Annotated in this window: 32 protein-coding genes and 3 pseudogenes; 25 read left to right on the forward strand and 10 right to left on the reverse strand. The window is 49.1% G+C overall.

Annotation, left to right across the window (positions count from 1 at the left end; all coding sequences use genetic code 11):
- The first annotated feature begins 7 nt into the window (after positions 1–7).
- Positions 8–400, forward strand: a complete 393-nt coding sequence (gene fliS / locus HGT71_RS02665; protein WP_214216422.1) for a flagellar export chaperone FliS — start codon at positions 8–10, stop codon at positions 398–400.
- A gap of 5 nt (positions 401–405) precedes the next feature.
- Entirely contained in the window at positions 406–684 is a 279-nt protein-coding gene (locus HGT71_RS02670; RefSeq protein WP_214216423.1) for a hypothetical protein, read from the forward strand.
- An 18-nt stretch (positions 685–702) separates the two neighbouring features.
- Here the strand turns inward: HGT71_RS02670 and yedD are convergent, their stop codons facing one another.
- A complete protein-coding gene (gene yedD / locus HGT71_RS02675) occupies positions 703–1,143 on the reverse strand; it encodes a lipoprotein YedD (RefSeq protein ID WP_214216424.1) in 441 nt (146 codons plus the stop codon).
- A gap of 140 nt (positions 1,144–1,283) precedes the next feature.
- Between yedD and HGT71_RS02680 the strand changes: the two genes are divergently transcribed.
- Positions 1,284–1,607, forward strand: a complete 324-nt coding sequence (locus tag HGT71_RS02680; RefSeq protein WP_048911141.1) for a DUF6388 family protein — start codon at positions 1,284–1,286, stop codon at positions 1,605–1,607.
- A 39-nt stretch (positions 1,608–1,646) separates the two neighbouring features.
- On the opposite strand, the gene leuE is transcribed toward HGT71_RS02680, so the two are convergent.
- On the reverse strand, positions 1,647–2,285 hold the full coding sequence (leuE, locus tag HGT71_RS02685) for a leucine efflux protein LeuE (protein ID WP_214216425.1): 639 nt from the start codon (positions 2,283–2,285) through the stop codon (positions 1,647–1,649).
- Between the two features lie 215 nt (positions 2,286–2,500).
- On the opposite strand from leuE, the gene ggt reads away from it, so the two are divergent.
- The 4 genes from ggt to HGT71_RS02705 all read left to right on the forward strand — a co-directional run bounded on the left by ggt (position 2,501) and on the right by HGT71_RS02705 (position 6,295).
- On the forward strand, positions 2,501–4,264 hold the full coding sequence (gene ggt / locus HGT71_RS02690) for a gamma-glutamyltransferase (RefSeq protein ID WP_214216427.1): 1,764 nt from the start codon (positions 2,501–2,503) through the stop codon (positions 4,262–4,264).
- A gap of 94 nt (positions 4,265–4,358) precedes the next feature.
- A complete protein-coding gene (locus HGT71_RS02695; RefSeq protein WP_143056398.1) occupies positions 4,359–4,457 on the forward strand; it encodes a YoaK family small membrane protein in 99 nt (32 codons plus the stop codon).
- A gap of 594 nt (positions 4,458–5,051) precedes the next feature.
- Positions 5,052–5,231, forward strand: coding sequence for a hypothetical protein (locus HGT71_RS02700; protein WP_048913509.1), 180 nt, complete (start codon positions 5,052–5,054; stop codon positions 5,229–5,231).
- A gap of 179 nt (positions 5,232–5,410) precedes the next feature.
- Positions 5,411–6,295 carry a formate/nitrite transporter family protein gene (locus HGT71_RS02705; protein WP_214216429.1) on the forward strand — a complete coding sequence of 295 codons (885 nt, stop codon included), beginning with the start codon at positions 5,411–5,413 and terminating at the stop codon, positions 6,293–6,295.
- Between the two features lie 57 nt (positions 6,296–6,352).
- Here HGT71_RS02705 and HGT71_RS02710 read toward each other — a convergent pair whose 3' ends face one another.
- A complete protein-coding gene (locus HGT71_RS02710; protein ID WP_214216431.1) occupies positions 6,353–6,610 on the reverse strand; it encodes an aldo/keto reductase in 258 nt (85 codons plus the stop codon).
- Between HGT71_RS02710 and HGT71_RS15980 the strand changes: the two genes are divergently transcribed.
- Positions 6,584–6,862: a transporter gene (locus tag HGT71_RS15980; RefSeq protein ID WP_425328663.1), complete on the forward strand. Its 279-nt coding sequence runs from the start codon at positions 6,584–6,586 to the stop codon at positions 6,860–6,862. The two genes, HGT71_RS02710 and HGT71_RS15980, sit on opposite strands and share 27 nt — an antisense overlap.
- Before the next feature lie 270 nt (positions 6,863–7,132).
- Here HGT71_RS15980 and HGT71_RS02720 read toward each other — a convergent pair whose 3' ends face one another.
- The 4 genes and pseudogenes from HGT71_RS02720 to HGT71_RS15985 all read right to left on the reverse strand — a co-directional run.
- The gene (locus tag HGT71_RS02720) at positions 7,133–8,038 is read right to left on the reverse strand and encodes a fimbrial protein (RefSeq protein WP_214216433.1); all 906 of its coding nucleotides are present in this window, start codon (positions 8,036–8,038) and stop codon (positions 7,133–7,135) included.
- 602 nt (positions 8,039–8,640) lie between these two features.
- A pseudogene (locus HGT71_RS02725) lies at positions 8,641–9,485 on the reverse strand (IS256 family transposase).
- A gap of 126 nt (positions 9,486–9,611) precedes the next feature.
- On the reverse strand, positions 9,612–9,953 hold the full coding sequence (locus HGT71_RS02730) for an MliC family protein (protein WP_214216435.1): 342 nt from the start codon (positions 9,951–9,953) through the stop codon (positions 9,612–9,614).
- A gap of 100 nt (positions 9,954–10,053) precedes the next feature.
- Positions 10,054–10,155 (reverse strand): annotated as a pseudogene (locus HGT71_RS15985) (DUF6246 family protein); the annotation flags it as partial.
- Here HGT71_RS15985 and HGT71_RS02735 point away from each other — a divergent pair.
- The 3 genes and pseudogenes from HGT71_RS02735 to HGT71_RS02745 form a co-directional block, all read left to right on the forward strand.
- Complete coding sequence (locus HGT71_RS02735; protein ID WP_214216437.1) at positions 10,148–10,306, forward strand: single stranded DNA-binding domain-containing protein; 159 nt, start codon at positions 10,148–10,150, stop codon at positions 10,304–10,306. The pseudogene HGT71_RS15985 and the gene HGT71_RS02735 sit on opposite strands and share 8 nt — an antisense overlap.
- A gap of 625 nt (positions 10,307–10,931) precedes the next feature.
- On the forward strand, positions 10,932–11,498 hold the full coding sequence (locus HGT71_RS15925) for an alcohol dehydrogenase catalytic domain-containing protein (RefSeq protein WP_338327751.1): 567 nt from the start codon (positions 10,932–10,934) through the stop codon (positions 11,496–11,498).
- Positions 11,499–12,263: 765 nt separating this feature from the next.
- A pseudogene (locus HGT71_RS02745) lies at positions 12,264–12,524 on the forward strand (site-specific integrase); the annotation flags it as partial.
- A 26-nt stretch (positions 12,525–12,550) separates the two neighbouring features.
- Here the strand turns inward: HGT71_RS02745 and fliE are convergent.
- Positions 12,551–12,850 (reverse strand): flagellar hook-basal body complex protein FliE, encoded by a 300-nt coding sequence (gene fliE / locus HGT71_RS15885; protein WP_338327616.1) that lies wholly within the window; start codon positions 12,848–12,850, stop codon positions 12,551–12,553.
- 219 nt (positions 12,851–13,069) lie between these two features.
- Here fliE and fliF point away from each other — a divergent pair, with 219 nt between their 5' ends.
- The 13 genes from fliF to fliR all read left to right on the forward strand — a co-directional run bounded on the left by fliF (position 13,070) and on the right by fliR (position 23,493).
- Complete coding sequence (fliF, locus tag HGT71_RS02755) at positions 13,070–14,713, forward strand: flagellar basal-body MS-ring/collar protein FliF (RefSeq protein WP_214216439.1); 1,644 nt, start codon at positions 13,070–13,072, stop codon at positions 14,711–14,713.
- Positions 14,710–15,702 carry a flagellar motor switch protein FliG gene (gene fliG / locus HGT71_RS02760; RefSeq protein WP_048913242.1) on the forward strand — a complete coding sequence of 331 codons (993 nt, stop codon included), beginning with the start codon at positions 14,710–14,712 and terminating at the stop codon, positions 15,700–15,702. Before fliF ends, fliG begins: the two co-directional genes overlap by 4 nt.
- Positions 15,686–16,387, forward strand: coding sequence for a flagellar assembly protein FliH (locus tag HGT71_RS02765; RefSeq protein WP_214216441.1), 702 nt, complete (start codon positions 15,686–15,688; stop codon positions 16,385–16,387). Before fliG ends, HGT71_RS02765 begins: the two co-directional genes overlap by 17 nt.
- Positions 16,387–17,751 (forward strand): flagellar protein export ATPase FliI, encoded by a 1,365-nt coding sequence (gene fliI / locus HGT71_RS02770; RefSeq protein WP_244986359.1) that lies wholly within the window; start codon positions 16,387–16,389, stop codon positions 17,749–17,751. The genes HGT71_RS02765 and fliI overlap by 1 nt, the downstream gene beginning before the upstream one ends.
- Complete coding sequence (gene fliJ / locus HGT71_RS02775) at positions 17,751–18,191, forward strand: flagellar export protein FliJ (protein WP_214216445.1); 441 nt, start codon at positions 17,751–17,753, stop codon at positions 18,189–18,191. The genes fliI and fliJ overlap by 1 nt, the downstream gene beginning before the upstream one ends.
- Positions 18,191–19,270: a flagellar hook-length control protein FliK gene (locus HGT71_RS02780; protein ID WP_214216446.1), complete on the forward strand. Its 1,080-nt coding sequence runs from the start codon at positions 18,191–18,193 to the stop codon at positions 19,268–19,270. The genes fliJ and HGT71_RS02780 overlap by 1 nt, the downstream gene beginning before the upstream one ends.
- Positions 19,271–19,413: 143 nt before the next feature.
- On the forward strand, positions 19,414–19,911 hold the full coding sequence (gene fliL / locus HGT71_RS02785; RefSeq protein ID WP_214216447.1) for a flagellar basal body-associated protein FliL: 498 nt from the start codon (positions 19,414–19,416) through the stop codon (positions 19,909–19,911).
- A gap of 5 nt (positions 19,912–19,916) precedes the next feature.
- Positions 19,917–20,921, forward strand: a complete 1,005-nt coding sequence (gene fliM, locus HGT71_RS02790; RefSeq protein WP_214216448.1) for a flagellar motor switch protein FliM — start codon at positions 19,917–19,919, stop codon at positions 20,919–20,921.
- The gene (fliN, locus tag HGT71_RS02795; RefSeq protein ID WP_214216449.1) at positions 20,914–21,321 is read left to right on the forward strand and encodes a flagellar motor switch protein FliN; all 408 of its coding nucleotides are present in this window, start codon (positions 20,914–20,916) and stop codon (positions 21,319–21,321) included. Before fliM ends, fliN begins: the two co-directional genes overlap by 8 nt.
- A gap of 9 nt (positions 21,322–21,330) precedes the next feature.
- Positions 21,331–21,705 carry a FliO/MopB family protein gene (locus HGT71_RS02800; RefSeq protein WP_214216450.1) on the forward strand — a complete coding sequence of 125 codons (375 nt, stop codon included), beginning with the start codon at positions 21,331–21,333 and terminating at the stop codon, positions 21,703–21,705.
- Between the two features lie 8 nt (positions 21,706–21,713).
- Positions 21,714–22,427: a flagellar type III secretion system pore protein FliP gene (fliP, locus tag HGT71_RS02805; RefSeq protein WP_214216529.1), complete on the forward strand. Its 714-nt coding sequence runs from the start codon at positions 21,714–21,716 to the stop codon at positions 22,425–22,427.
- Between the two features lie 16 nt (positions 22,428–22,443).
- The gene (fliQ, locus tag HGT71_RS02810) at positions 22,444–22,713 is read left to right on the forward strand and encodes a flagellar biosynthesis protein FliQ (protein WP_099822323.1); all 270 of its coding nucleotides are present in this window, start codon (positions 22,444–22,446) and stop codon (positions 22,711–22,713) included.
- Positions 22,714–22,716: 3 nt separating this feature from the next.
- On the forward strand, positions 22,717–23,493 hold the full coding sequence (gene fliR, locus HGT71_RS02815) for a flagellar biosynthetic protein FliR (protein ID WP_214216452.1): 777 nt from the start codon (positions 22,717–22,719) through the stop codon (positions 23,491–23,493).
- Between the two features lie 281 nt (positions 23,494–23,774).
- Here the strand turns inward: fliR and HGT71_RS02820 are convergent, their stop codons facing one another.
- Together HGT71_RS02820 and HGT71_RS02825 are read right to left on the reverse strand one after the other, a co-directional pair.
- Positions 23,775–24,728: a DUF808 family protein gene (locus tag HGT71_RS02820; RefSeq protein WP_214216454.1), complete on the reverse strand. Its 954-nt coding sequence runs from the start codon at positions 24,726–24,728 to the stop codon at positions 23,775–23,777.
- 23 nt (positions 24,729–24,751) lie between these two features.
- Positions 24,752–25,027 carry a hypothetical protein gene (locus HGT71_RS02825; protein ID WP_048913252.1) on the reverse strand — a complete coding sequence of 92 codons (276 nt, stop codon included), beginning with the start codon at positions 25,025–25,027 and terminating at the stop codon, positions 24,752–24,754.
- A gap of 180 nt (positions 25,028–25,207) precedes the next feature.
- On the opposite strand from HGT71_RS02825, the gene shiA reads away from it, so the two are divergent.
- Entirely contained in the window at positions 25,208–26,512 is a 1,305-nt protein-coding gene (gene shiA / locus HGT71_RS02830) for a shikimate transporter (RefSeq protein WP_214216455.1), read from the forward strand.
- Position 26,513: the final 1 nt, after the last annotated feature.

Here is a 26,513-nt window from a genome sequence, read left to right on the forward strand (position 1 = left end):
TATCGCTATGAATAAACGTCAACTCGCGAATGTGTATGCTCAAGTGGGGCTGGAAAGTTCGGTGTTAAGCGCCAGCCAACATCAATTGACGACCCTGTTATTTGACGGCGCCTTGAATGCCTTAGGGCGCGCAGCCATTTCGATGGCGCACCAGGACATCATCAATAAGGGCAACATGATCGCGAAAGCCGTCGCGATTATCGATACTGGCCTGATACAGGCCATTGAACCTCATGCTGAGGATCCTCTCGCCGGACAGCTTTTGTCACTGTTTCATTATGTTGTACAGCAATTGATGCTGGCGAATCTGCATAATGATCGCCAAAAACTCGACCACTGCCGTGAATTACTGCAGACCATTGCTACGGCATGGCAAACGTCACTTAGCCAAGAGGGATAATCATCATGGCGTTACTTCCAGAGGTACAACAAAGCCTCGATTTACTCGATAAAATTCAGCAGGCGCTTGAGATAAAAGATTTCACCGCCTTACTTCCCATGGCAGAGGCGTATTCACACGCTGTGCGGCATTTAGAGGACATGGATAATCAAGCAATGATTCAGCGGCTATTGGCTGCTCAGGAGGGTGTGGAAACCTCTCTCTATCAATTACAGAGAGAGGTTAACGCGCAAATTGAACAGGTGACGCAAGATAAAATCAATCATGCCTATCATGCGGGTTAACCCCGCCTGACACGCTAATTATTGACCGTCAATCTCGATATTTTGAATGGTCTCTGCTTGAGGTTGGGCCTTTGCTTCGGCAAGGGCTTTTTGGCATGCTTCGCTAGGTGAAGAGACCTTAGTCAGGGTGAGTCGATCGTAATGCAGCATACCGTTCTCACGGGTTAACGGCATGATACGAACTTGATGGTTGACGTTAACCCATTGATCATCAATGCGGCTCAACTTCCCTGGCTTAGCAATCACGCGTTGCCATTGACGACAGTCTAAGGTGTTCCCCGCCGGGTCAATAATTAAATAGCCGACGGCATCTTTACTGACTAATCCGGATTGTGGGCCTGATGTCCGCCATACCCCTTCCAGTGATTGTGGCGCTGGGGTTTTGACGATAGTTTGATAATTAGTAATCGGACTGCAACCCGCAAGCACGAAAAGTGACAGTAATAATCGAGTTTTCATATGGCATCCCTACAGATTTTTTCTGGCGCTAAGGTATAATGTTTCGCTAGCACAATGCAAGCTAGCTAATGACTTCCCCTGACATCTTTGCCTGAAACGGGTATAATTAATTCAGATTCTTACAAAAGCTAGGCCCTTCGATGAAAACCCCAGAACAGTACTACGCCCAAGCGCGCGATATTTTTTTCTCAGCCCACCCAGACTTTCAAGTGGCACTTGATGAAGTGACTGAAAAAGATGCTCGCGATAATGGCATGACGGTAGAACAACTGCGTACTCTTCATGCTGAGCGTATCTACGCCGCGTTTATACGTCAAAAACAATTAGACGGTATTATCTTCTCCATTCAACTAGTCGAAACGGATAATGCCGTCGCCGCGCAAGCGATTGAGAGTTACCTGCGTAGCCACGCTGAGGCACTGGGAATGACATGGGAAGAATTCTGCGAAAAAAACCATCTCTAGCCAAAAAAGCTCACGTTAACGTGAGCTTTTTTTCGGGCGCTACTGCATCGTGGCTAAACGAGCGGCAAATCCAAGAAACAACAGACCTATCATTGAATTTCCAACCTTAGCAAGACGCTGGCGTGAGCCAATCGCGCGAGTCAGCGACGAGCCACTAAAAATAAGCACGCTGAGATAACAGAAGCTCGCAATTTCTAATACTGTCGCCAGAATAAAGAAGGCGATGCCCGGATGCGCACTCTGTACGTCAATAAACTGTACGAAGAACGACACGTAAAATAAGATCGCTTTTGGATTGGTTAGGCTTAACACCAAAGCACGTTTAAACACCGCACCCCGCACTTTTTTACTCGGCGCTACCGCGCTCTGTTGACGCTGGCTAAACGTGGTGTAAAGCATCTTAAGCCCCAACCAAAGCAGATAACCTGCACCAAGGTAACGCACCACATTAAATAGTACCGGCGTAGTGTTGATTAAGGTAGCAACCCCTGTGTAAGCCAAAAACATTAATACCGCGTCGCCAATAAACACTGCCGCCGCCGCTTGGTAACCGCTCTTTACCCCGCCACTCATACTATTTTTCAAAACAAAAAGCGTATTAGGACCCGGTATCAAGACTAAAAATATAGCTCCTGCCACATAGGTCCAGAAATTCAGCACACCATACTCTACAAACACGATAAACCTCGCTCAATACACGCTTAACGTGTCAAAAAATAGCGAATAAAAGGGAGCTAATGATAAAGATTGCCGAGCCACAACGCCAGCCAAGGTGAGGTTTTTTTGTGCGCTATCACAGATATTGTTTTTTACTTATGATATCCCATTGAATTGCTTGAGTTTTTTTCTTATCCGTTTATGGTAGAAGAAAATAATTCAAAAGGTTAGGTTTAATGTTAAGCAAATACACTCTCTCCGCCCTCGCGTTACTCGTTTTAGCGCCAGCCCCCTTCGTGCAAGCCGCTTCCGCTCCCGCCGTCGAAGCCAAAAATGGTATGGTGGTGACCTCGCAAGACTTAGCAACCCAAGTCGGGGTTGATATTCTGAAACAAGGCGGTAACGCCATCGATGCCGCGGTCGCCGTGGGGTATGCCCAAGCCGTCGTTAATCCTTGTTGTGGCAATATCGGTGGTGGTGGATTTATGACCATCCATTTGGCAAACGGTAAGGATACCTTTATTAATTTCCGCGAGATGGCACCAGCCGCCGCCAGCGCGGAAATGTATCAAAATGCCCAGGGTGACTTGATTGCCGGTAGCAGTCTCTATGGCTGGAAAGCCACTGGCGTTCCCGGTACGGTGATGGGTATGGAAATGGCACGTCGTCAATATGGGAAACTCAGCCGCCAAGCGGTAATGGCCCCCGCGATCAAGCTAGCGAAAGAAGGTTTTATCCTCACCCGTGCCGATACTGACATTCTCGACACCACGGTGGCGCATTTTAAACAAGACCCGGCGGTGGCGAAAATCTTCCTACGTCCAGACGGTACCCCGCTACAACCTGGTGATCGTTTACGGCAAACCGACCTCGCGCGTACGCTGTCACGTATCGCGAAAGAGGGTCCAGATGCCTTCTATCATGGTCAATTCCCTAAAGCCGTTGAACAGGCGTCTAAAGCCGGTAGCGGTATCATTACCGCCCAAGACTTTGCACAGTATCACGCCATCGAACTCGCCCCGCTCACTTGTACCTATCGCGGCTATACCTTTGTTTCAGCGCCACCGCCTAGCTCAGGCGGGGTAACACTCTGTGAAACACTGAATATTTTGGAAGGCTACGATCTGAAATCGATGGGCTTTAACTCTGCCGCAATGGTGCATACCTTGACGGAGGCACTTCGCTTTAGTTATGCCGATAGGAACACCTACTTAGGGGATCCTGCCTTCGTTCAAAACCCCGTGGCCAAGTTAATGGATAAGCAATACGCCGCATCGTTGCGTGAAAAAATTCAGAAAGATAAGGCGACACCTTCCACTGAAGTTAAGCCACTGGTGGCCACCGGTGAAAAGCCGGAAACGACTCACTACTCCATCGTAGACCACTACGGTAATGCCGTATCCACTACCTATACGGTGAACGGACGCTTTGGTGCCGTGGTGATGGCACCTGGTACAGGGGTATTGATGAATGATGAGATGGACGACTTTACCACCAAAATCGGGGCAAAAAATCTTTATGGCTTAGTCCAGGGCACTGCAAACAGTATCGCACCGGGTAAACGTCCACTCTCTTCCATGAGCCCTAGTTTGGTCACCAAGGAGGGTAAAATCTTCTTAGTGCTTGGCTCGCCGGGGGGATCACGCATTATCACTATTACTTTGGAAACCGCACTGAATATCATCGACTTTGGGATGAAACCACAAGAAGCGGTGGACGCGCCTAGGATCCACCATCAGTGGTATCCCGATGAGGTCTACTACGAGAAAAATGGTCTCTCGGTCGATACTTTGAATATTCTGAGTAAGATGGGCTATCACACGGTCGAGCAAACGCCTTGGGGCGCAGCGGAGCTTATTATGGTCGGGCTTCCGGGTGCAGCGGGCGTAGGCACACCGAGTTCAGGTAACGACAGTGCCGTGTCGGGCAACGTCAGACCGGGCTTTTTGTATGGGGCGAATGATGTCAGACGCCCAGCAGGATCAGCCCGCGGCTATTAGGCTTAGTGATAAACCCATTATCTTACCGACGGGGATTGCCTCTCGTTCAGTCCGTGGGATAATGGGGACTTTACCCACTAGGGAATGATGCATCATGAAATTAGGCTATCTTTTCCCCGTAGCGATTATCGTTGCGGGGGTTGCGTTACTTATTTGGTTTATAGCCAGTGGCGCTTACTTACCGGGATCGTAATTTTTTCGCAAACTTTGTGAACTTTATGAAAATGCGCCAGTCTGAATAGATATAGCACCTCAATGCTGTTACATCCTGAAAACTGCAATAAAATTTTTCCCGCCTTTATGGCGGGTTTTTTTTGCCTGTTCTGCCTCACCGCTATTTGGAACAAGTTATCGCACAAATAATCACAAAGTTAACTAATAGAATATTGATTATCACGTAAGTCGTACTACGCTTAATCACTGAAGACATACTCTTTTCGTCCGGAAAAGAACAGTCATCCCCCGATGACTGTCAGTATGTTCATTCGAAATCCTGTTATGTTCCTACTTCCCGCTTCGTGCGGGTTTTTTTTATCTCACATTAACGCACCGATGCTATCCTAAAGTCACTTTAATCTGGTATCACCGCCCCCTCCTAAGCAGAGCAGTCAGCAATATCCATTCAGCCGCTATCACAAAAATATCATTTTAGTGTTAACTTTCCATTTAGCTGGCCGACAATACACTATACTTATTCATCTCTGCCCTATAAGGCGGAGATCCCTCCCAATCCTACTGGTTTAGGTTGCGTGGTAATGGCCCAACCCCGGTTAAAAGGAGATTGCTGATGACGAAAATAGCGTTCCTTGCCCCTTTTTTTGAGGTGGATATCGTTGACATTCAAATTGTCGAACTCTACTCCTATCGTCTCTATAACGAGCAGGAAGAAGAGCGTCTTCTAGCCCTCTCTACCCTTATCGTCAATAATGCACTGATTAAGCTCTATGATCCGCCTCTATCGCCTTGACCGGTGAAGTAAAGGGTTATTAGGCTGCGCAATGATCGCTCGCGACATAATCCTTTCTTTCCCCCACCACGCTTCGTCGTTCACTGTTAGAAAAGCCCTTCTTTCTCCCCGCCCGGATACTGCAATTTTGTTAAAGAGTGCTAGACTTGAAGTACCACGCTATTTTCTGAGTAAAGCCGATGAATCAAAACAAAAAAAATGAGACTCACTCTCAAGAGGTCGAGAGTGAAGAGAACAAAAAAGGGGAAGATATCGAAGTGGATGAGGAGAATCTTCCCTCGCAGGCCATGGCGACCCACGAGCATATCCGTCAAGAGGGTGAAAAAGAGCTAGAACGCGATATCTGGGCGTTATTATGGTCTGCAATTGCCGCAGGATTATCGATGAGCGCCTCGCTGATGGCAAAAGGGATCTTTCATGCTGAATTAGGGCATTTTTCCGGCAGCTTGATGATCGAAAGCATCGGCTATACCTTTGGCTTTATTATCGTCATCATGGCTCACCAACAACTGTTCACCGAAAATACCATCACTCCGGTACTTTCCGTTATGCAGAAGCCCACCGCCAACAACCTCTATCTGCTCTTAAGGCTGTGGGCTGTGGTGCTATTGGGTAATTTGATTGGGACCGCTATCGCGGCGTGGGCATTTGGCTATATGCCGGTGTTTGATCCCGCCATTAAACAGGCCTTCCACGATATTGGCATGAAGGTGATGGAGAACACCCCCACACAAATGTTCGCTAAAGCGGTGGTCTCTGGCTGGATTGTCGCCACCATGGTATGGATGCTGCCGTCGGCGGGGAATGCCAAAATACTGGTTATTTTGCTAATGACTTGGCTTATTGCGGTCGCCGATACTACACATATCGTGGTCGGCACCATCGAAGTCCTCTACCTTGTGTTTACCGGCGCACTGCCTTGGCAATCCTTCGTTTGGCCGTTCGCTATTCCAACACTATTGGGGAATATCTGTGGCGGAACCTTTATCTTCGCGCTTCTCAGCCACGCGCAGATCCGTATGGATATGCAAAAAGACACTTCTGCTTCGGTAGAACATCAGTAGCACCCTGCCCCATCAGGCCCTTTACCGGGGCTGATGGGGTCACCTAAGCCTATGAGCCTACATCATGCCCAATACGGGATGCGTAATATAAGGCGCTTCTAACTGGGCAATCTCCTCCTCTGACAGCGTGATATCCAGAGCTTCTACCGCCTCAATAATATGCTTTTCTGCTGTCGTACCGACTATCGGTGCCGTCACCGCGGGCTGACTTAACAGCCAAGCGAGGGAAAGCTGCGCCATCGATATGCCACGCTTGGCTGCCATCGCCTCAACATTATTGATAACCTTCTGGAAACGCCTAAATACGAGTACCAACTCTATCTTCGCTATAATCTTGACCCCGCCACCCAATTAGGCTTCGGTGGCGGCTGGATAAAAGGCGCAGGCGATGTCGTCAATCATCAGTCGCTAAACGATAAGCTGGATACCCGTTACCTTCGTCTCTCGGCGGCACATTTTTTCACCGCCGCTTTTCAAACAGAGCTCTCCTTGGGCCGTGACCTTAGCGTCGAACAAGGCTTTAAGCAGGATAGTTTTCTTAGTGTGCGACTGGGCTATTTGTTCTAACGGTCGCGCGCACAATAGCTTTATACGCAACAGCCACCTGTACATAGATAACAATGATTTAAACCCTATTCGGCGTATTATGCATGGTGATTCTAGTTAACCTTTAGAGCAACAAGTATTACCACTCAATTAAGTGATAGTGTCACTAATGGCGCTACTTTTTGGGAAGAGATCGATTTAAGCTAAAAGGGTGAAGCATCGTTGGTAGGTAAAGATAACGCTTGGCGCTAATTCAGCAAAGCTACCTTAGGTAGCTTTGTCTGTTAGATATTATTGATAAGTGAAATTCATCCCGACAATTGACTGGACCTTCCCTGCGGTCATTTGCCCACTGGTGGGTTGGTATTGAGCCGTCAAGGTAATATTTGTTCCAGAAGAGGTGACTTTACCGAGTTTGATGGTATCCCCAAACTTAACCGGCGTACCGTCTTTGAGAATCTGAACCCCTACTCCGCTTGCCGAATCGGTATTTCCTTCGAGCACATTCTTTAAGATTGTCCCAGCGGAGTCGACTGTCGTACCACTGAGGGCATAGTTAAGATTTTTATCGGTGGCACAGTGAACATTGATAGTAAAAGCTTGCTGACCAGGATAGTTAGGGAGTTGTACGGTCAGGTTTCGGTTATCGACATCACAGCCTCCTGTTGGCACCACGACATTATTAGAGGCGTAGATATTCCAAGTGTAATAATAGGAGTCATTACCGACATTGTTGGTTTGGTGGAGCACTAATGAAGCGATTAAGGTCCCGGAAGTCACCACCACCCCCTCAGCGGTACTGATGGGCGTCAGTAATAGCCGCGCAGGCCAGGCCGTATCTGTTTTGGATCGATAGAGCATTCTCGACGTTTCACTCGTTGTCGGGAATGAATAGTTTTGGCCATTATAGATTACGGAGCCTTTAAAGTTCTTCAGCACCCCGTTGAAGGAAGAACCCGATGCCAGCGTCACGTAGTCAGTAATACTTGCCGGATAGTCGTTATGACAAAAAATACTGTTCGCTAAGTCGACGACTAAGTTGCCGCCTGATTGAACCTCAGGAGTCAGGTTAACATAAACGTTAGCGTTGCCCCCGCCAATTGGGATCGTCGCACCGGCAGCCGTTTTGCAGGCGAAAGCCTGTGCACTGGAGTTGAACAAAAAGAGCAGGCTAAAACACAATAAGATGTTTTTCATAACTTTAATCAGTAATGAGATTTCTCCTAATATAAGCGTTATTTTTCGCCTACGGTGAAAAATAAACTAATCATTCTTCATTTATTGATAGTTGATATCGATAATGTAATTGGGTGTTGGCATAGTAGGAGAGGCATCTAAAAAGGTACGGTCTCGTAGTGGGAAACCTTAGATGAGGCGGATTTACTCTTATCAGAACTACCGGTTAGCTGCACCAATGGTAAATAATTAACAGATTTATTCAGTCGGCTTTCGCAACATGAAAATAAGCCTTCGATAAGCGATCGTAAAAAAGCGTGAATGTTATTTTATGGAATTAACGATATTTCGAACCGTCTAAAGGAAGCTGACTGTGTCACCCCATACAAGGAGGACGTTATCTCACTGTTGAGTGCAGACTTTATAGACTAGAAAGACCCATTTCTAAGCTGAGAATAACAAGGCAACATTTAACCTTCCGCTACCAAAATCCATGCTGGCTAAACGTGCAAGGAAGCGTGATGAAGAGGTAAAGAAATTGGCCGAGGTTACGCGTCAGTCTGAAGGAGTCGTCATATCTAAACCTAAGAGCCTGTCAGTAGCTCTGTGTAACTGCCACCGTGTCAAAGGTGATCGCCCAGGCGGTCACAGAACTTAATAATAAAACGGCTCATCGCCAGCCGCCAGTTCTGGATCGGCATACTCCATTTTTTCGAAGCATCCTTGAGCGCCGGATAAATTACCTTTCGCAGCGAGGCGTCTGTCGGCAACAGCTTGCGCTTCTTGATGACCGCACAGATCGCGCTGTTCAGTGACTCGATGGCATTCGTCGTGTAGATGGCCTTGCGGATGTCGGGTGGATAGTTGAAGAACGTATTGAGATTTTCCCAGTGCGCCCGCCAGCTTTTACTGATCTGCGGGTAGTTATCGTCCCAGATATCTGCAAAGTTATCCAGCGCCATCGGGGCCGCCTCTTCTGTAGGCGCCTGGTACACCGTTTTTAACCCGCTGGTGACCGCTTTATAGTCTTTCCACGATACGTATTTCAGGCTGTTGCGTACCATATGGATGATGCACAGCTGGATGTACGTTTGCGGGTATACGCTGTTTATCGCATCAGGAAAGCCTTTCAAACCGTCCACGCAGGCAATCAGGATATCCATCTGCGTGAGACGGGTCTATTTTTCTTTATCAGCTGCGGCTCGAAGGTGTTTTCACGGTCACGTGGCGTATTCGGCTCGATTTCTCCGTCGTCGCACAGCAGCGTTTTAAATGAATAGCCGTTGCGGGTATTCGAGCCTGATTTTGGGGAATTTTTCTCGTACCCAAGGTGGTCAGTCAGTTCTGCATTGAGCGCAGTTTCAACAGTCAGCTTCGTCAGCATGCGGGAAAACGCATTGAGGTCGGCTTCGTTTTTGAGGCTTTTAGCTAGTTCAGCCGCGAGGGCTTTGAGTTTCTTTTCGTCCATAATTTGCCTGTCTCCGTTGTTGGAGTGAAGATACCAAAAACAGGCAGGTACACAATTTAAATTACAGGCTCGTAGCCGGCACAAAAAAGCCACCCGTGGGTGGCTTATCTGTAACAAGAGTGATTACTAAGGAGTTAATGAGTCTGCGTCAACTTCTTGACACTCAATCTCATGTCCCATTGGCACATCATCCTTTTCAGTCTGCTCTTTGGTTAACTTGGTTAATGTGATGTCATCTTTAGCGGACCATAGCTGCCAACCATCGCCAAGATACCTAGCCCCGCTAGCTGAAACTACTGACTTAAGTAGAAACAACTCCCCATCATATTGCATCACTGCGTGGTCAGTATCAGGGAAAGATGCTTTCATCTCCTTGCCATTACAGGTGAAGTTAAACGTCTCCGCTGCATGGGAAGTACAGGTGATTGCCATAGCAAACATCAATAATAGTGACTTGTGGCATTTCATAATAAACAGTCCTTAGCTTATAAGTAACCAAAGATTAACATAGTGGCTTTTAACATCAATGTGTATGGCAAGGAGTCAACGTTGTAATCGCGCCCGATAATTATTTCAGCCGCAGCTCTTTCATCGTAAAGTAATCGTCAACCACTTGGTCATACTCTTCGCGGGTAAATCCTTTCTGCTCGGGGTATTTATGGTTGAGCATCTGGATTAAGGGGGCATGGTTAAGCGGCAAGCAAGAAGGCCAATCAAATGGCCATAGCCAACCTAAAAATAATACTCAGCAGACTCAACGTAGTCAGCCACAGCAATCGAATGAGCCGCCAATGGACTTCGATGACGACGTATCCTTTTAGCAACCAGTAATAACTCCCCTCCCAACTTAATCTACGGAATTCCCATAAGCTTATCCGAGAAATAATCGGCGGTATTCTTACGCCAGTCTCTTGGTCAGAGAGAGGCATTAGCACGCTTTCCAGACGATGTCCGCAACCGAATGATATCTACTCTTTCTGGGCGCGTTCTGGTCATTGGGGAGAGGTAATCGCCATGGTTATATTTGGGCATGGTGATGTCGATTACCAACGACGGAAAAATCCTGACTGGAGGAATACAGGTTACACCGAGCAGGGAAAGCACAGAGCTGAGAATAACAAGGCAGCATTTAACCCTCCGCTACCAGAATCCATGCTGGCAGAACGTGCAAGGAAGCGTGATGAAGAGGTAAAGAATAGGCTGAGGTTATGTAAAAGTCTGAAGGAGTCGTCATATCTAACTCAACGGTCGCGGCGACTAACCCATCAGTATTAAAGCTAACTAGCAAGGTCTATTAACGTCAAGAATAACCAACTAAAGATTACTAGATAGTTCATTAGTGTATTGGATAAAATAGCGTACTCCATTTTTATGGTCATAATTAGTTTCTAAACGGGATTCACATTCGTATCAACGAATTTTAATAGATTTTTGTCTGAAGTAATAATGAGTAATACAGCTATATGGTGCAGAAGGTTTGGAGTTCCAGAGGAAATACTTCAGATTGAAAATACGGACACAGAAGCGCTGAAAGAAAATTACATACGAGTAAAAATGAATCTTTCACCTATTAACGCTTCAGATTTGATTCCCGTAACTGGAGCATATGGCCACAGGATAACCCCTCCATTCATCGTTGGTTATGAAGGGGTCGGTGAAGTCCTTGTAGCAACTGATAAATGGTCACATTTGAAAGGAAGACGAGTCTTACCTTTGAGAGGTCCTGGAACGTGGCAGTCTATTGTCGATTGCAATGCTGAATTAGCAATTCCTGTCCCTACCAATATATCTGATGAGTTAGCTGCTAGAGCATACATCAATCCCTTAGCTGCACTAATGATGTTACGTTTTTTCCCAGTGAAAGGTAAAAGAGTTTTATTGACTGCTGCCGGATCTGACTGTGCTCTTTATCTTGGGCAGTGGGCTATACGCTTTGGGGCAAAATCAGTAGCGGGTATACACCGATCGCCAATACACCATAAAAAATTTCTTCATGTGGAATATTGCCAATAAGTCAGGATGACTTATCAGCAATACAGCATTATTCATCGATGTCAGATGTAGTTTACGACGCTACGGGAGGCGACCTGGCGGAATTAATACTAAATCACTTACCTAAGGTGTCAAAATTCATCGGTTATGGCTCTTTATCTGGAAAGCCATATAAACAAGCGTTACATCACCCATCAGTAACCTGGTTTCATCTAAGAAATTATCTAGACAGAATACCTGTTCAACAGTAGCAATCGTTATTTTTAGAAATATGGCCACTAATTAGTTGCAGCCTGTCAAACGCTACTTACACCTATCCAATTTCATCATGGAAGGATGCTTTGAAGCTGTATAAAACACCCGGACGCATAATCAAGCCAATGCTGAAAATCAGTTAATAACATAGACAGGCCTCATGGCCGTCTACCTCACCCAATAACAATGCGAGCTTCAGACAGAGGCTATGAAAGACATTCAGTTTAAGCATGAGCTTGTGTGTGTTGAAGTGGGACGAGATATATAAAATTCGTATAAAAATTACGGGGAAATTCATGGATTAGGGTCTCGATGATTACATAAATTTTTTCTTTTCTATAAGAACAGCAGCAGTGATGATTGCAGCATTTAGCTCTGCCAGAGCATCATAAATAAGCAATAAGTCCACACAAAAAAGTATCGATTTATAATAGAAGATTGAACTTGAGAGAAAGGATGAGATTAAAAACAATCTGGTTTTGAATTCAAAAATGAGGTTACTCGACCAGTTTACTTATGACGCTAAGAGGGAAAGCAGCTTTGAAGGTTGCAGGCATCACAGACAGGAAAGCATATCAATCTCGTCATACCTATGCCTGCTGGTCTTTAGCTGCTGGAGCTAACCCCAATTTTATTGCTAACCAAATGGGTCATGCCAACGCGCAGAGGGTTCACAATGTGTACGGGTCTTGGATGCCTGAAAATGATGAGACTCAAAGAGCGATGCTGAACAACAAATTAAACGATTTTGCCCCATCATTGCCCCATGGATTAAAGGTGGTCAATAAATAACTATATATATCATAAATTTAACCCCTTTACACCGACATATTCATTACTTCGTTATAAGCCGCAATCATTTTATTACGCACTTGCACGCCTAACTGTAATGAAACCGTGGCTTTCTGTATCGACACCATTAAATCATTGATCCCCACCTCACTATGGCCTAACTCCACCTCGCGAACTTGTTGTGCGGCATGATCCTGGTACTGACTGATCCCATTAAGCATGGAAGAAAATACCGATGAAAAGGGCTGTTCCGTCCCCTCGTGACGGGTTGAAATGCTCGATAAAGGTGTCGATTCGGGTAAGTTAATGGCAGATACCGTAGTCACGATAAGTCTCCTAAATGTCAAAGTATCCTCACACTCTAGCAGCCTGCTAATGATTCAAATCTAAAAATTAACCCCGAAAAGATCCCCTCATTCGACCATTACTTCCTCTCAGAACTCAAATAATAAGCCTGATAAAGAGTCATTATTAATTTGTGTCAATGAGGAGAATCATGTGCTGTCACATCACATCCACCGCTGGGCTTCAGTAGGAGTGTCTGTATGAGCATTAACACAGCCACCCTACCCACGTCTCTATGGAGCAGAGTCCAGCAATCTATCGCTACCTTGCGCGACCAACAGAAGGTGGTCTTTATCGTGGCTGCCGCACTGTCCATAGCAGTGATTGCGGCTCTCGCCTTATGGGCGAGAAGCCCTGATTATCGGACACTCTATGGTTCATTATCCGAAGCCGAAGGCGGAAATATCGTCAGCGCCTTAACTAAAATGAACGTCCCTTACCAACTCGATACCGATACTGGTGCCATTCTTGTTCCTCATCAGCAAGTCAGGGAGCTTCGTTTACGGCTAGCGAGCCAAGGATTACCGAAAAGTAGCACTACGGGGTTTGAGTTACTGGATGATGAAAAATTTGGCTTAAGCCAGTTTAACGAACAAGTGAATTTTCAACGCGCGTTAGCCGGAGAGCTTTCGCGCACTATTGAAACACTCGATCCCGTCATGACCGCCCGGGTGCATCTCGCTATTCCTCGGCCCAGTGTCTTCGTGCGGGAAAAACAGCCGCCGACTGCTGCCGTCACGCTTAAATTACAACCTGGGCGCGTGCTTGATGCCTCACAAATCAATGCTGTGGTGCACTTAGTCGCCAGTAGCGTGGCGGGGATGAGTGCCGATAATGTGACGGTGGTCGATCAAGCGGGCGAACTGCTTTCTGGCGCGGGATTAGCCGCACAAACGCAAAATACCACGCAATTAAAATATACCCAGCGTGTTGAAAAAACGGTGCAGCAACGTATTGAGCAGTTACTACGTCCAATGCTGGGGCAACAGAATGTTCGCGCGCAAGTCACTGCCGAGATCAATTTCGACCGTCAAGAACAGACCGATGAACGTTATCAACCCAATAGTGATGCGGCTAAACAAGCCATTCGCTCCGCACAACGTAGCCAGAGCGAGTTAAACGCACAGCAAGCCGAGGGCGTTCCAGGGGCTTTATCGAATCAACCCACACCGCCAGCCCAAGCCAATATCGAAGGCAATAAGCACACCGCGGCACAAGCAGACAATACCGCCGCTACGAAGAAAACACCGCTGCAAAGGAACAATGAAAGTACCGTCAACTACGAACTCGATAAAACCACTCGCCATACCCAGTTGAGCACCGGTGGCATCAAGCGACTCTCTGTGGCCGTCGTGGTGAATTATCAACAGGATAAGGAAGGTAAAGACGTCGCCCTCTCCACCGAGCAAATCAATCAAATAACCAGTTTGGTTAAACAAGCGATGGGCTTTTCCGAGGCGCGTGGTGATAGCGTTAATGTGGTCAATACCCCTTTTAGCGCACAGGAATTTGCCGACGATGCCCTACCTTGGTGGCAACAGTCTCAATGGATTGCCTTGGCGACTCAGGCATTACGCTGGTTAGTGGTCATCATCATCGCCCTCGTGCTCTACCGCAAAATTGTGTCACCCGCTTTCCGCCACGTTCAACAGACGCTCAACCCACCGGTTGTCGAGACACCTCAAGAAACCAGCGTGGTTGATCCAAGTCTTAACGAGGCGGCACGCAAAGCACAGTTACGGATCAATGCCGAGCAGATGAGTCAACGAATTCGAACAATGTCAGAAAATGAGCCTCAAGTGGTGGCCTTAGTGATCCGCGATTGGATGGGAAGTGAACTATGAAAATGACCGGCACGGATCGCAGTGCAATATTAATGATGACCCTCGGTGAGGAGCGCGCGGCAGAGGTCTTTAAACACCTTAATCAGCGCGAAGTCCAACACCTGAGTAGTGCGATGGCGACCATGCGTCAAGTGTCCCATCAGCAATTGACCCATGTGCTGCAGCAATTCGAGCAAGATGCGGAGCAATATGCTGCGCTATCCATTAATTCGAATGATTATTTGCGTACCGTTCTGATTAAAGCCTTGGGCGAAGAACGCGCCAGCAGTTTGTTGGAAGATTTATTGGAAACGCGCGATACCACCTCCGGCATGGATACGTTGAACCTGATGGATCCGCCTTCTGCTGCCGACTTGATTCGCGAGGAGCACCCGCAAATTATCGCCACCATCTTGGTCCATTTAAAACGTTCACAAGCCGCCGATATCTTGGCGCAGTTCGATGAGCGTTTACGCCAAGATGTTATGCTGCGGATTGCCACCTTCGGCGGCGTACAACCGGCAGCCTTGGCGGAACTCACCGAGGTACTGAATAACCTGCTCGATGGTCAAAATATTAAGCGTGCCAAGATGGGAGGAATTCGTACCGCGGCTGAAATTCTCAACTTAATGAAATCTCAGCAAGAAGAGACCATTATCGATGCAGTTCGTGCCTTTGACGGCGATCTTGCGCAGAAAATTATCGACGAAATGTTCCTCTTCGAAAATCTGGTGGATGTCGACGACCGCAGCCTACAACGCTTACTGCAAGAGATCGATGCAGAACAATTATTGATTGCACTCAAAGGTGCAGATAACGCACTGCGTGACAAATTCTTGAATAACATGTCGACGCGTGCTGCCGATATTTTACGTGATGACTTGGTCAACCGTGGCCCAGTACGTCTATCCGATGTGGAAACGGCACAAAAAGCCATTCTACTGGTTGTGAGAAAGCTTGCCGAAAGCGGCGATATGGTCATTGGAGGTGCAGATGAAGCCTATGTCTAAACAAGATCCCTCAATCCCGTGGCAGAAATGGCAACCGCAACAGTTTGGCGAGCCTGGACATACTGCGGTCACCGTGCCAGCCGACCCACTGCCCGTCAGTGCGCCAGCGCCGACGGCAACGCTCGAAGCCCAACAAGAGATTGAAGCCTTTCGTGCTGCAGTACGCGATAAGGCTTGGGAAGAAGGCTATGCCGTCGGTTTCGCTCAGGGTGAACGCGAAGGCTTGCAACACGCCACCCAGCAGGCGAGTGAGCAGGCTAGCGCCCAACAACACCAGGCACTGGCCAGTGTGGAAAAACTGGTGCAACAGGTAACCTTATCATTCGATCTGCTGGAGGAGACCGTCAGCTATCGATTAGTACAATTAGCCTTGGAAATTGCACACCAACTGACAGGAGAAGAGGTCAGCCACGATGCGCGAATGGTGATGACGCAAGTCAAACAGTTATTGGCCCAAGAAGCACTGCTTAGCGGTACTCTCACGCTAAAAATGAACCCACAAGACCATCAATGTCTGCAAGGCCAACTGTCGACACTCACCGAACATCCGCGTTGGGAAGTGGTGGTAGATAATAGCTTATCGCGCGGTGATTGCCGTTTAGTCAGTGAAGAGGGTGAACTTGAGAGCGCCCTCTCCACCCGTTGGCAAAGCTTATGCGAACTCGCGCAACAGGGAGTCTACTAATGCTTGCGCTACATCGCTGGATGGCACGGTTAGACCGTTTCGAGCAAAGCCTCAGCACCACTTTCGCCCCTCGCCATTATGGCTACCTGACTCGCGCAACAGGCTTAGTGTTAGAAGTCAGTGGCTTGCAATTGCCGCTAGGCAGTCGCTGTTGGATTGAGCGCGAACACGATGCAATTGAAAAAAAATGCGAAGCGCAGGTGGTGGGTTTTAAAGGCAACCAGCTCTACTTAATGCCACTCGGAGCTATGGAGGGGATCCGCCCAGGATGCAGGGTCTATGCATCGCTAGGTAAGGCGGGGATGGAAGGGAGCCTACCTCTAGGCCCCGCCCTGCTTGGTCGGGTTGTCGACAGTTGTGGCCGCCCCTTGGATAATAGCCCGTTGCCGCCCTTAGAGACGGGAAAACTGACTACCCCACCGCTTAATCCCTTACTGCGCAAGCCGATTGATCAGGTATTGGATACCGGAGTCAGGGCCATTAACGGGTTACTCTCGGTGGGCCGGGGTCAGCGGATGGGCTTATTTGCCGGGTCAGGCGTTGGCAAGAGTGTGCTATTGGGCATGATGGCCCGCTACACCAGTGCCGATGTCATTGTGGTCGGCCTTATCGGTGAACGTGGCCGCGAAGTAAAAGATTTTATCCAACATATTCTTGGCGAGGAGGGATTATCACGGGCAGTCGTCGTGGCCGCCCCGGCAGATGTTTCCCCCTTATTACGGTTACAAGGCGCAAGTTATGCCACGCGGATTGCCGAAGATTTTCGCGACCGCGGTTACAACGTGCTGCTAATTATGGATTCGTTAACCCGATATGCCATGGCACAACGGGAAATCGCGTTAGCGATTGGCGAACCTCCCGCCACCAAAGGCTATCCGCCCTCGGTATTCGCTAAACTTCCGGCACTGGTCGAACGAGCGGGCAATAGCGAGAGTATTAATGGATCGATTACCGCTTTCTATACCGTGTTAACAGAAGGTGATGATCAGCAAGACCCCATCGCCGACGCAGCGCGCGCCATTCTTGATGGCCATATCGTCCTATCTCGTGAACTTGCCGAATCAGGTCACTACCCAGCTATCGATGTTGAAGCGTCGATCAGTCGAGTGATGCACGAGATTGTCTCGCCTGAGCAGTTGCAGCATGCACGCGAATGCAAACGATTATTGGCACTGTATCAGCGTAACCAAGACTTAATCAGTGTTGGCGCTTACACCGCAGGCTCCGATCCGCGATTGGATAGGGCAATCGAACGCTACCCGGAAATTTGTCGGTACTTGCAGCAAGAGATTAATGAACGTTGTGATTACACGCAGGCGTGTAGTGCGCTCGCGGCACTGGTCTCAGTGAATGAGGAGGAGTAATGAGTCATAAAAGCGTTTTAGAGGTATTAAAAGAGCGGGCAACGGTTCAGCTCGATAACGTTAGCCAGCAGCTGGCGACGTTACAAAACGAGCGTCAACAGGCTAACGCGCAGCAACAGCTACTGCAGCACTACCGCCATGATTATCAACAACTGCTGCGTCATGAGTCGGAAGGCGGGATCTACGGCTACCGCCGCGATAATTACCATGATTTTTTACATACCGTCGAGCAGGCCCTGAGCGCGCAAGATGCTGCGGTCGAGGTGCTCGACCAACAGCAACATCATCTGCTAGGCGATTGGCAACAGTCGCGAAAAAAAGTTAACGCGCTACAGGTGCTACTAGAACGCCGCCATCAACGCGATACGCTGAGCCAGGCTCGCGCCCAACAGAAATCCAATGATGAATTTGCTACCCGTCGTTTTCAAGGAAAAGAGTGATGACCATTAGCCTAGTAACGCTGCTCGCCCCCCCCGGGAAAGTCGTGAAGTTACCGCATTCAACGACGCTCAAGCCTGAAACATGCCTCACCGACGATCGTCTTACCCCCACTTTCGGTGATCTCTTGGCCCCTCAACACCACGCAATAAAATCCCTCGCGCGGAGTAAAGCCGAGCCCAAGCCTGAAACGCTTGATATTGATAGCCAGGAGCGTTCTAAGCCAGCGCAGGCGACGACATTGCTTAACCTCGTTAGCGCAATGTTACCTACGGCGCCGCAAAGTCAGAGTCCACTGTCCTCTAGCCCCTCGACGCTCTCTGAGTCAGATATCGAACCGTCCACCTCACCCGGTGTAACACATTCTGCAGCGCATGTAGGCCCCGCCCTCGCCGCGAAAAAAGGTATGCTTAACGCTACGCTAGACCCACACTCTGCACAGCAGACGCTCGAGACTCGGCAGCCTCTCACCCCGACAGTGCCTACCGCACTCGCTGCCGCGACAGCGCCGTTGCTGCCACACTCTGTCATGACGGTGCAAACCTCAGTAAACGATTCCCGTACACCTCACGCTTTCACGGCCTCCTTGCCACTGACACAGTCCCCCTCCTTTCCTGAACTCGCCCTCCAGCCGGCGAGCGCTCAAGAATTAAAGGCCCCCTTAGGGTCTCTACAGTGGCAACGTGATCTGTCACAGCAGATTATTTTTCATAAGCCAGGGCAACAGACTATCCACTTGAAATTGCATCCAGAAGAGTTGGGGGATGTGAAGATTTCGATGACGGTGAATAAGGACCATGCTGAGTTAGTCATGCTCTCCAATCACGGGCAAGTCAGATCAGCCTTAGAGGCAGCCCTGCCGCAGTTACGCCAAGCGTTGGCCGATAACGGTATTCAATTGGGGAACAGTCAAGTGGGTCACGACGCGGCATCAGGGCAACAGTCAGCGTTCTCATCGCATCAGACCCCTGAACCGCCCAGTGTTACGCTGACGCAAGGCGAGGTCCACGAGCCATCGTCCTCGGCAGAGACTCCCCCCGCACTGCTACGTGATGGCAGTCAAATCTCACTGCTGGTCTAACGCTTCGCTCGGTCGATTAAAGACTGAGCGAACACCCTAATATCGCCAAGTAAACTACCGCTATTCCGCCGATTACCCCTCTTTCAACCTTGGATAATAAGCCTCACACCAATTTAATTGCTAATGAAAGGATATCGGGACTCATGTCGACCAAATCCGAATCAACCCACAAATCCGCCCGTAAATGGATCATTATTTTACTCGTCATCGTGCTTATTGCCTGCGGTGCGGCAGGCTACGCGGTGTGGAAACTGCAGGCGTTGACGACTTCACCCCAGACTCAGACGCTAACCCAAGTCCCTGAGGAGGTCACCGTCCCTCAACCCCTTTTCTACCCGCTTGAACCTTTTACCGTTAACTTGGTGGAGTCAGCCTCCCAAGATGAGCGCGTGCTCTACGTTGGCTTCACGTTGCGGCTTAAGGATATGCACACCGAGGAGCGTTTAGTGAAGTACTTGCCGGAAGTCAGAAGCCGGATTCTATTGCTGCTCAGCCATCAAGAACAATCGGCGCTGCAAACCGAAGAAGGTAAAACGGCATTATCGGCGGAAATCAAACAAGTATTAAAGCCCCCTTTCGCTCCCGGATTACCTGAGCAGGATGTCGCCGATATTCTCTATACCACCTTTATTTTGAGGTAGCAGTAATGGCTGATACGAGTTTATCTCAAGCTGAGATCGACCAATTACTTAACGGTGACTCCGGTAAAACGGAAACCTCCACCGAAAACAGTGACCCGAATAGCATTCGAGATTATGACCCGACGACACAGCGTCGGGTGGTTCGGGAACGACTACAAGCTTTAGAAATCATTAACGAACGTTTTGCACGCCAATTTCGTATGGGGGTATTCAACCTATTGCGTCGCAGTCCTGATATTACGGTGGAATCGATCGATATCCAGCCTTATCAAGAGTTTGCGCGCAATATGCCGGTACCGACTAACCTGAATTTGCTGCATATGAAACCCTTGCGCGGGACGGCACTGATTGTTTTTTCACCGAGCCTCGTTTTTATCGTGGTAGATAACTTATTTGGTGGGGACGGCCGTTTCCCCACCAAGGTAGAAGGCCGTGAATTCACCTATACCGAACAGCGCGTTATCCGCCGCTTATTAAGCTTAGCCTTAGACAACTATCAGGAAGCGTGGCAGGCCATCTACCCCCTGACCATGGAATATGTGCGTTCGGAGATGCAGGTTAAGTTCACCAATATTACTACCTCGCCTAATGACATCGTGATCAATACCACTTTCCAAGTCGAGATCAGTAATTTGGTGGGACACTTCAATATTTGTATCCCGTTTTCGATGATAGAACCCCTTCGCGAACTGCTGGTAAATCCCCCTTTAGAGAATAGTCAGCAAGAAGACTGCCTGTGGCGGGAAAACTTGGTCAACGAAGTGCAACAATCACCGTTAGAAGTCACCGCACGGCTCAGCGAACTATCCATCACACTGCGGGAAATTATGCGCCTACAGGTTGGGGATGTGCTGGCGATAGAATCGCCGGAGAATATCATCGCTACCGTCGATAACGTGCCGGTATTTACCGCCTCTCACGGTATTCATCGCGACCAATATGCCCTGAGTGTGAATCAACTGATTACGCCACTGCTCTCAACTTTACAAGAAGGAACTTCCCATGAGTGATACCCCTGCGACCCCAGAAAATAATGAATTAGCTTCGGACCCTTGGGTCGAAGCCTTGGCAGAACAACAGGTTAATGATGAGCAGGCCGAAAAGGACCCGCTCCCCGCAATCACTGCGCCCGAGCCTATTGATCCGCTTCAAGATATCAATTTGATCATGGATATCCCTATTCAACTCACCGTTGAATTAGGCCGGACGCGGATGACGATTAAAGAGTTACTCCGATTAACCCAAGGGTCGATCGTTCCACTGGAAGGCTTGGCAGGCGAACCTCTGGATATTCTTATCAACCATTACCTGATTGCGCAGGGCGAAGTGGTGGTCGTCAATGATAAGTACGGTGTGCGTATCACTGACATTATTACCCCTTCCGAGCGCATGCGTCGCTTAAGTCGATAGTGAATGGTCATGACGGTAACCACTGCTGCCCCAGATGTCGCGCTCCCAGCAAGCCAAATGCTGTTGCAATCAGGTGGGGCACTGATCGTGATTATTTTGCTACTGCTCGGGATCAAAAAGTTACTTAAGCATCTTCCTCAGGGAGGGCGATATCGCGGCGTGCGCGCGCTTGCCATTAAGGAGACATTGGTAATTGGGCCACGCGAGCGCCTAATGATTGCGCAAGTGGGGGAGCAACAGATCGTTATTGGGGTGACGCCGCAGTCGATTCACTTACTCTGTACGCTGACCGAGCCGCTGCAGGAGCTAAGCGCTCAGCCCACGACCGCCTCCAGCCACTTTGCTGAGAAATTTGCACAGTTGCGTGCAAGGAAAACACGATGAAAGATTTTATGCGTATTCGCCTCATCGCTATGGTGACGATAGGCCTCCTCCCGCAGTATGCGGCGGCGCAACCCCTGTTTGGCCACGAGCAAGAGTGGGCGTTGCCGGTGCAAACGTTAGTGCTCATCGGTGCGCTCAGTTTTATTCCTGCAGCCTTATTACTGATGACCAGTTTCACCCGCTTGATCATCGTATTTGGCTTACTGCGTAATGCGTTAGGCACGACTTCAGCGCCACCCAATCAGGTGGTCATAGGCTTATCGCTGTTTTTAACCTGGTTCATTATGGGGCCTACTTTCGATCGTATCTGGCAAGAGGCTTATCTTCCCTATCAACAACAGAAGGTGACGTTAGTTGAAGCGGTCGATATCGGAAAAAAACCCTTAATGGAATTTATGCTGCATCAAACACGGCAAACCGATTTGGCGCTCTTTACCCGTCTGGCCCACCTGCCAGCACCAGAAACCCCCGCGGCCGTCCCTTTTCGGGTTCTGGTACCTGCCTACGTGACCAGTGAGTTAAAAACGGCATTTCAGATTGGTTTTACGCTGTTTATTCCTTTTCTGATCATCGATTTAGTGGTGGCGAGTGTATTGATGGCGTTAGGGATGATGATGGTTCCCCCGGCAACCCTGGCGCTGCCCTTTAAGCTGATGCTGTTTGTGATGGCAGATGGATGGCAACTTTTAATCGGCTCTTTGGCACAGAGCTTTATCAGTTAACGGGGCAGAATTGATGATGACACCAGAAATGATCACCACCTTAGGTCAGGCCGCGATGAAGGTAGCGTTATTTCTCGCCGCCCCTCCCTTGCTGGCGGCCCTACTTACCGGGTTAATTATTAGTCTATTGCAGGCGGCGACTCAAGTGAATGAGCAGACGCTATCGTTTATCCCTAAGATTATCGCTGTTGTCGTGACGCTGATGGTGGCTGGCCCTTGGATGCTAACCATTATGACCGAGTATATTAAGAGCCTGCTCACCACCTTTCCGCAGTGGGTCGGTTAAGCGATGGAATGGCTGAGCCTACTCGGGTTGCTTGACCGTTTACCTTCGGTTTTTCTGCCCTTTTGTCGGATCATCGCCTTCTTTAGCGTTGCCCCATTACTGTCAGAGAAATCGATCACCCTTCGCCTACGCGTGGCGCTCGCCTTGGTCATCAGCCTATTGATTACCCTACCGAGTACCGCTCACCCCGTGACGCTGTTTTCCTCGCAGGGTGTATTGCTTATACTCAATCAATGCGTGATCGGCGCGGCATTGGGAATCAGTATGCAGTGTGTCTTTGCTGCCATCCGCTTAGCCGGAGAGGTCATTGCCCTGCAAATGGGGCTCTCTTTTGCCTCGTTTTTTGATAGCGGTAGCCACAGCTCTCTTTCTGTGGTTTCTCGATTACTGACCTATATGAGCCTACTGCTGTTTGTCAGTGTCGATGGCATTGTGTGGATGATCGAGCACCTGGCCGATAACTTCGAGCAATTACCCTACGATGCCCTAACCCCATTAACCGACCGATTTGTCGGTCTGGCGCAATTTGGCGGCGCCATATTCTCTCAAGCGCTGCAACTCTCACTCCCACTAATTTTCATGTTGCTGGCCGTGAACCTGGCCTTAGGACTACTTAACCGTATGACGCCACAGTTTTCCGCCTTCGTCATCGGCTTTCCCTTAACCCTATTGATCGGTATTTTCTCCCTTTACCAGAGTATGCCTCTGCTACTGGATGCGATTCAGGCTATGCTACTTAACCAGAGCCAACAACTGCTGCTGATCTTCAGTGGCGGCTAGCGTCACGGCAGAGTCGTGTTAGCCCCTCTGTAGGAAGAGACGTCAGCATCATCGGCTTGAATCCGCCATTTATGCGTAGGATCGGTGGCATCCCAGTTAGCATCACGACAATTGACTGCGAGTGTTTTTTAAAGCCATTTTTCTAACCGTGAGGGATAGCAGGCATAAGAAGATGAAAGGCGTAAAGTAGAAGGAGGGGCTGAAGAAAAAATGATGACCGACTATCGGGGGTAAGAATCCCCCGCGACGCAACACGTCGAGGGGGAGAGGCTAGAAATGACTTATTTTGACTGCTCGGCGGGCTTTTTTTTGCCCAACAGCTTGCTCACCGCTTTCACCACGATCAGCACCACGCCGCCCAGAATGGCTCCCACCACCAAGCTGGCGAGGTTAGTGATCACGCTCTCACCAATACTGCTGATTGCTGAAGGGAGCGCCTGCGTCAGGCCATGCGTCAGCTGTTCGATCCAGTGGTGCAGTATCGGCCAACCGTGGATGACGATACCACCGCCAACTAAAAACATCGCTAAGGTGCCGACTACGGAGAGAAATTTCATCAACTTCGGTGCCAACAGCAATAAAAATTTCCCGAGGCCTCGCGCCAAGCCGTTTTGACGCGCTTCGAGCCAATAACCTGCATCATCGATTTTGACGATAACACCCACTAAGCCATATACCCCGACTGTCACCAGTAGCGCGATCCCCGCCATAATGACGATCTGATCCAGTAGCGGTGCTTCAGAAACAATGCCCAACGTCAGCGTCACGATTTCAGCTGATAAGATAAAATCGGTGCGTACCGCCCCTTTAATTTTATCTTTCTCGTAGTTCGCTGCATCTTCTTGGCTTAACTTGGCTAACCGCGCTTGTCGGGCTTCCGGGCTTTTTTTATCTTTTTCAGGAAAAATCCAATCGAGGACTTTTTCAATCCCTTCAAAGCAGAGATAAGCCCCACCCAACATTAATAATGGCGTGATTAACCAAGGCGCAAACGCAGAAATCAGCAGCGCCAGTGGGACTAAAATCACTTTATTAAGTAACGAGCCTTTCGCCACCCCCCACACGACCGGCAGTTCGCGATTCGCTTTCACGCCACTGACTTGTTGGGCATTCAGTGAGAGATCATCCCCCAGCACACCAGCGGTTTTCTTCGCCGCCACCTTACCCATCACCGAGACATCGTCAAGGAGGGTCGAGATATCATCCAACAGCGCAAATAAACTTGTTCCAGCCAAAATAGGTATCCTTATCAGTAGCGTTAAATGATGGCACTGTCTTGACAGCACGGGCAGTCATTTTCTTCGACTGCCGTCATGTCGGCGAAACCTGGCGTATCCCATTCCACGCGAATCGGTCTTCCCGCTGGAAAAGCATGGTGGATATATTTAAAGACAGGGGTTTCGGTTAACCCGGAGATCGCTTCCGTCGCGATGCACTCGTCCCCGACATAAATCTTTGCAGTGGCTTTACTCGCCACCATCCGCTCGTCGTTTAGCGCGTAGAGGCGGGTCACGGTCAGACGTATTCTCGGCATAACTTTCCTCGTTAATGTCGGGATAATCATTCAATTAGCTTTACACAATTCCCAGGATCCTGCCAATTTTCAAGCGAAAACAGTGCGTAAAGCCGGTAACAGGCGATTGTTTTTCAATGAGAACTCAGTATTATTTGTCCGCCAATAAAAAACACGTCGTCGTGGATAATAGATATAATTATGCAAGCAAACACCAACCTTTCAACACCCGCCCAGTCACCCTCTTCTTCTCAAGCTAAACGCGCAGCTTGGGGAAGCTTCGCCGGAGCAGTCGTCGATTGGTATGATTTCTTATTATATGGCATAACCGCTGCCTTAGTCTTTAATCATCAATTTTTCCCTGCCATCAGTCCTGCGATGGGGACCTTAGTGGCCTTTGCCACCTTCGGCGTAGGCTTTCTGTTTCGGCCTCTCGGGGGCATCGTATTTGGCCACTTTGGTGATCGCTTAGGTCACAAGAAAATGTTGATCATCACCGTCTGGTTGATGGGGATCTCAACCGCCGGGATTGGCCTGCTGCCCTCTTTTGATACCCTAGGCTGGTGGGCGCCAGTCTTACTGGTGATGCTGAGAGCGATACAAGGTTTTGCTGTCGGCGGTGAATGGGGGGGCGCAGCGTTATTGGCGGTCGAACATGCCCCGCAACATCGCAAAGCGTTCTACAGCAGTGGTGTGCAAATGGGCTATGGCGTAGGCCTTCTCTTGGCCACTGGCTCCGTTAGCCTAATCAGCGCTTTAACCAGCGAAAGCCAATTCGCCAGCTGGGGCTGGCGTGTGCCCTTCCTGCTGAGTGTTTTCCTCGTTGCAGTCACGCTGTGGTTACGTAATGGCCTCGACGAGTCGCCGGTTGCTGCCTCGACCGAGAAAAAACCGCGGCTACCGGTGATTGAAGCGCTCACGCGACACCCTGCCGCATTTTTCTTAATTATCGGCTTACGCTTATGTGAATTACTGACGATGTATATCGTCACCACCTTTGCGCTTAATTATTCTACGCAAAATCTTGGCTTACCTCGCGAGTTGTTCCTATCGATAGGCTTAATGGTGGGTGCCGTCAGCTGCTTAACCATCCCTTGTTTCGCTTGGCTAGCGGACCGCTTTGGTCGTAGACGTATTTACGTGACTGGTGCAATGATCGGCGCGGTCAGCGCCTGGCCTTTTTTCTTGGCGCTCGAACAGGGGGCTACCCTGCCGATCATCCTATTTTCGCTGCTGTTAGCAAATCTTGCCCACGATATGGTGGTCTGCGTACAACAGCCGATGTTTACCGAAATGTTCGGAGCGAGTTATCGTTACAGCGGTGCGGGTGTGGGCTACCAAGTCGCCAGCGTGGTCGGCGGTGGGTTTACACCCTTTATCGCAGCGGGGCTGGTCACCTTAACCCAAGGCAGCTGGCAGGGCGTTGCGCTCTATTTAACCTTGGGCTGTCTGCTTTCGGTATTTACCGTCTGCTTCGTCAAAAAAGCCCCTCGCACTGCGGCCTAAA

Source organism: Rosenbergiella epipactidis, from assembly GCF_018494055.1.
GTDB classification, from domain to species: domain Bacteria; phylum Pseudomonadota; class Gammaproteobacteria; order Enterobacterales; family Enterobacteriaceae; genus Rosenbergiella; species Rosenbergiella epipactidis.

Excerpts from the sequence above, each read along its gene's own strand:
- fliS (WP_214216422.1), top strand. The coding sequence starts at position 8 with ATGAATAAACGTCAACTCGCGAATGTGTATGCTCAAGTGGGGCTGGAA.
- HGT71_RS02670 (WP_214216423.1), top strand. The coding sequence starts at position 406 with ATGGCGTTACTTCCAGAGGTACAACAAAGCCTCGATTTACTCGATAAA.
- yedD (WP_214216424.1), bottom strand. The coding sequence starts at position 1,143 with ATGAAAACTCGATTATTACTGTCACTTTTCGTGCTTGCGGGTTGCAGT.
- HGT71_RS02680 (WP_048911141.1), top strand. The coding sequence starts at position 1,284 with ATGAAAACCCCAGAACAGTACTACGCCCAAGCGCGCGATATTTTTTTC.
- ggt (WP_214216427.1), top strand. The coding sequence starts at position 2,501 with ATGTTAAGCAAATACACTCTCTCCGCCCTCGCGTTACTCGTTTTAGCG.
- HGT71_RS02695 (WP_143056398.1), top strand. The coding sequence starts at position 4,359 with ATGAAATTAGGCTATCTTTTCCCCGTAGCGATTATCGTTGCGGGGGTT.
- HGT71_RS02700 (WP_048913509.1), top strand. The coding sequence starts at position 5,052 with ATGACGAAAATAGCGTTCCTTGCCCCTTTTTTTGAGGTGGATATCGTT.
- HGT71_RS02705 (WP_214216429.1), top strand. The coding sequence starts at position 5,411 with ATGAATCAAAACAAAAAAAATGAGACTCACTCTCAAGAGGTCGAGAGT.
- HGT71_RS02720 (WP_214216433.1), bottom strand. The coding sequence starts at position 8,038 with ATGAAAAACATCTTATTGTGTTTTAGCCTGCTCTTTTTGTTCAACTCC.
- HGT71_RS02730 (WP_214216435.1), bottom strand. The coding sequence starts at position 9,953 with ATGAAATGCCACAAGTCACTATTATTGATGTTTGCTATGGCAATCACC.
- HGT71_RS15925 (WP_338327751.1), top strand. The coding sequence starts at position 10,932 with ATGAGTAATACAGCTATATGGTGCAGAAGGTTTGGAGTTCCAGAGGAA.
- fliF (WP_214216439.1), top strand. The coding sequence starts at position 13,070 with ATGAGCATTAACACAGCCACCCTACCCACGTCTCTATGGAGCAGAGTC.
- fliG (WP_048913242.1), top strand. The coding sequence starts at position 14,710 with ATGAAAATGACCGGCACGGATCGCAGTGCAATATTAATGATGACCCTC.
- HGT71_RS02765 (WP_214216441.1), top strand. The coding sequence starts at position 15,686 with ATGAAGCCTATGTCTAAACAAGATCCCTCAATCCCGTGGCAGAAATGG.
- fliI (WP_244986359.1), top strand. The coding sequence starts at position 16,387 with ATGCTTGCGCTACATCGCTGGATGGCACGGTTAGACCGTTTCGAGCAA.
- fliJ (WP_214216445.1), top strand. The coding sequence starts at position 17,751 with ATGAGTCATAAAAGCGTTTTAGAGGTATTAAAAGAGCGGGCAACGGTT.
- HGT71_RS02780 (WP_214216446.1), top strand. The coding sequence starts at position 18,191 with ATGACCATTAGCCTAGTAACGCTGCTCGCCCCCCCCGGGAAAGTCGTG.
- fliL (WP_214216447.1), top strand. The coding sequence starts at position 19,414 with ATGTCGACCAAATCCGAATCAACCCACAAATCCGCCCGTAAATGGATC.
- fliM (WP_214216448.1), top strand. The coding sequence starts at position 19,917 with ATGGCTGATACGAGTTTATCTCAAGCTGAGATCGACCAATTACTTAAC.
- fliN (WP_214216449.1), top strand. The coding sequence starts at position 20,914 with ATGAGTGATACCCCTGCGACCCCAGAAAATAATGAATTAGCTTCGGAC.
- HGT71_RS02800 (WP_214216450.1), top strand. The coding sequence starts at position 21,331 with ATGACGGTAACCACTGCTGCCCCAGATGTCGCGCTCCCAGCAAGCCAA.
- fliP (WP_214216529.1), top strand. The coding sequence starts at position 21,714 with ATGCGTATTCGCCTCATCGCTATGGTGACGATAGGCCTCCTCCCGCAG.
- fliQ (WP_099822323.1), top strand. The coding sequence starts at position 22,444 with ATGACACCAGAAATGATCACCACCTTAGGTCAGGCCGCGATGAAGGTA.
- fliR (WP_214216452.1), top strand. The coding sequence starts at position 22,717 with ATGGAATGGCTGAGCCTACTCGGGTTGCTTGACCGTTTACCTTCGGTT.
- HGT71_RS02825 (WP_048913252.1), bottom strand. The coding sequence starts at position 25,027 with ATGCCGAGAATACGTCTGACCGTGACCCGCCTCTACGCGCTAAACGAC.
- shiA (WP_214216455.1), top strand. The coding sequence starts at position 25,208 with ATGCAAGCAAACACCAACCTTTCAACACCCGCCCAGTCACCCTCTTCT.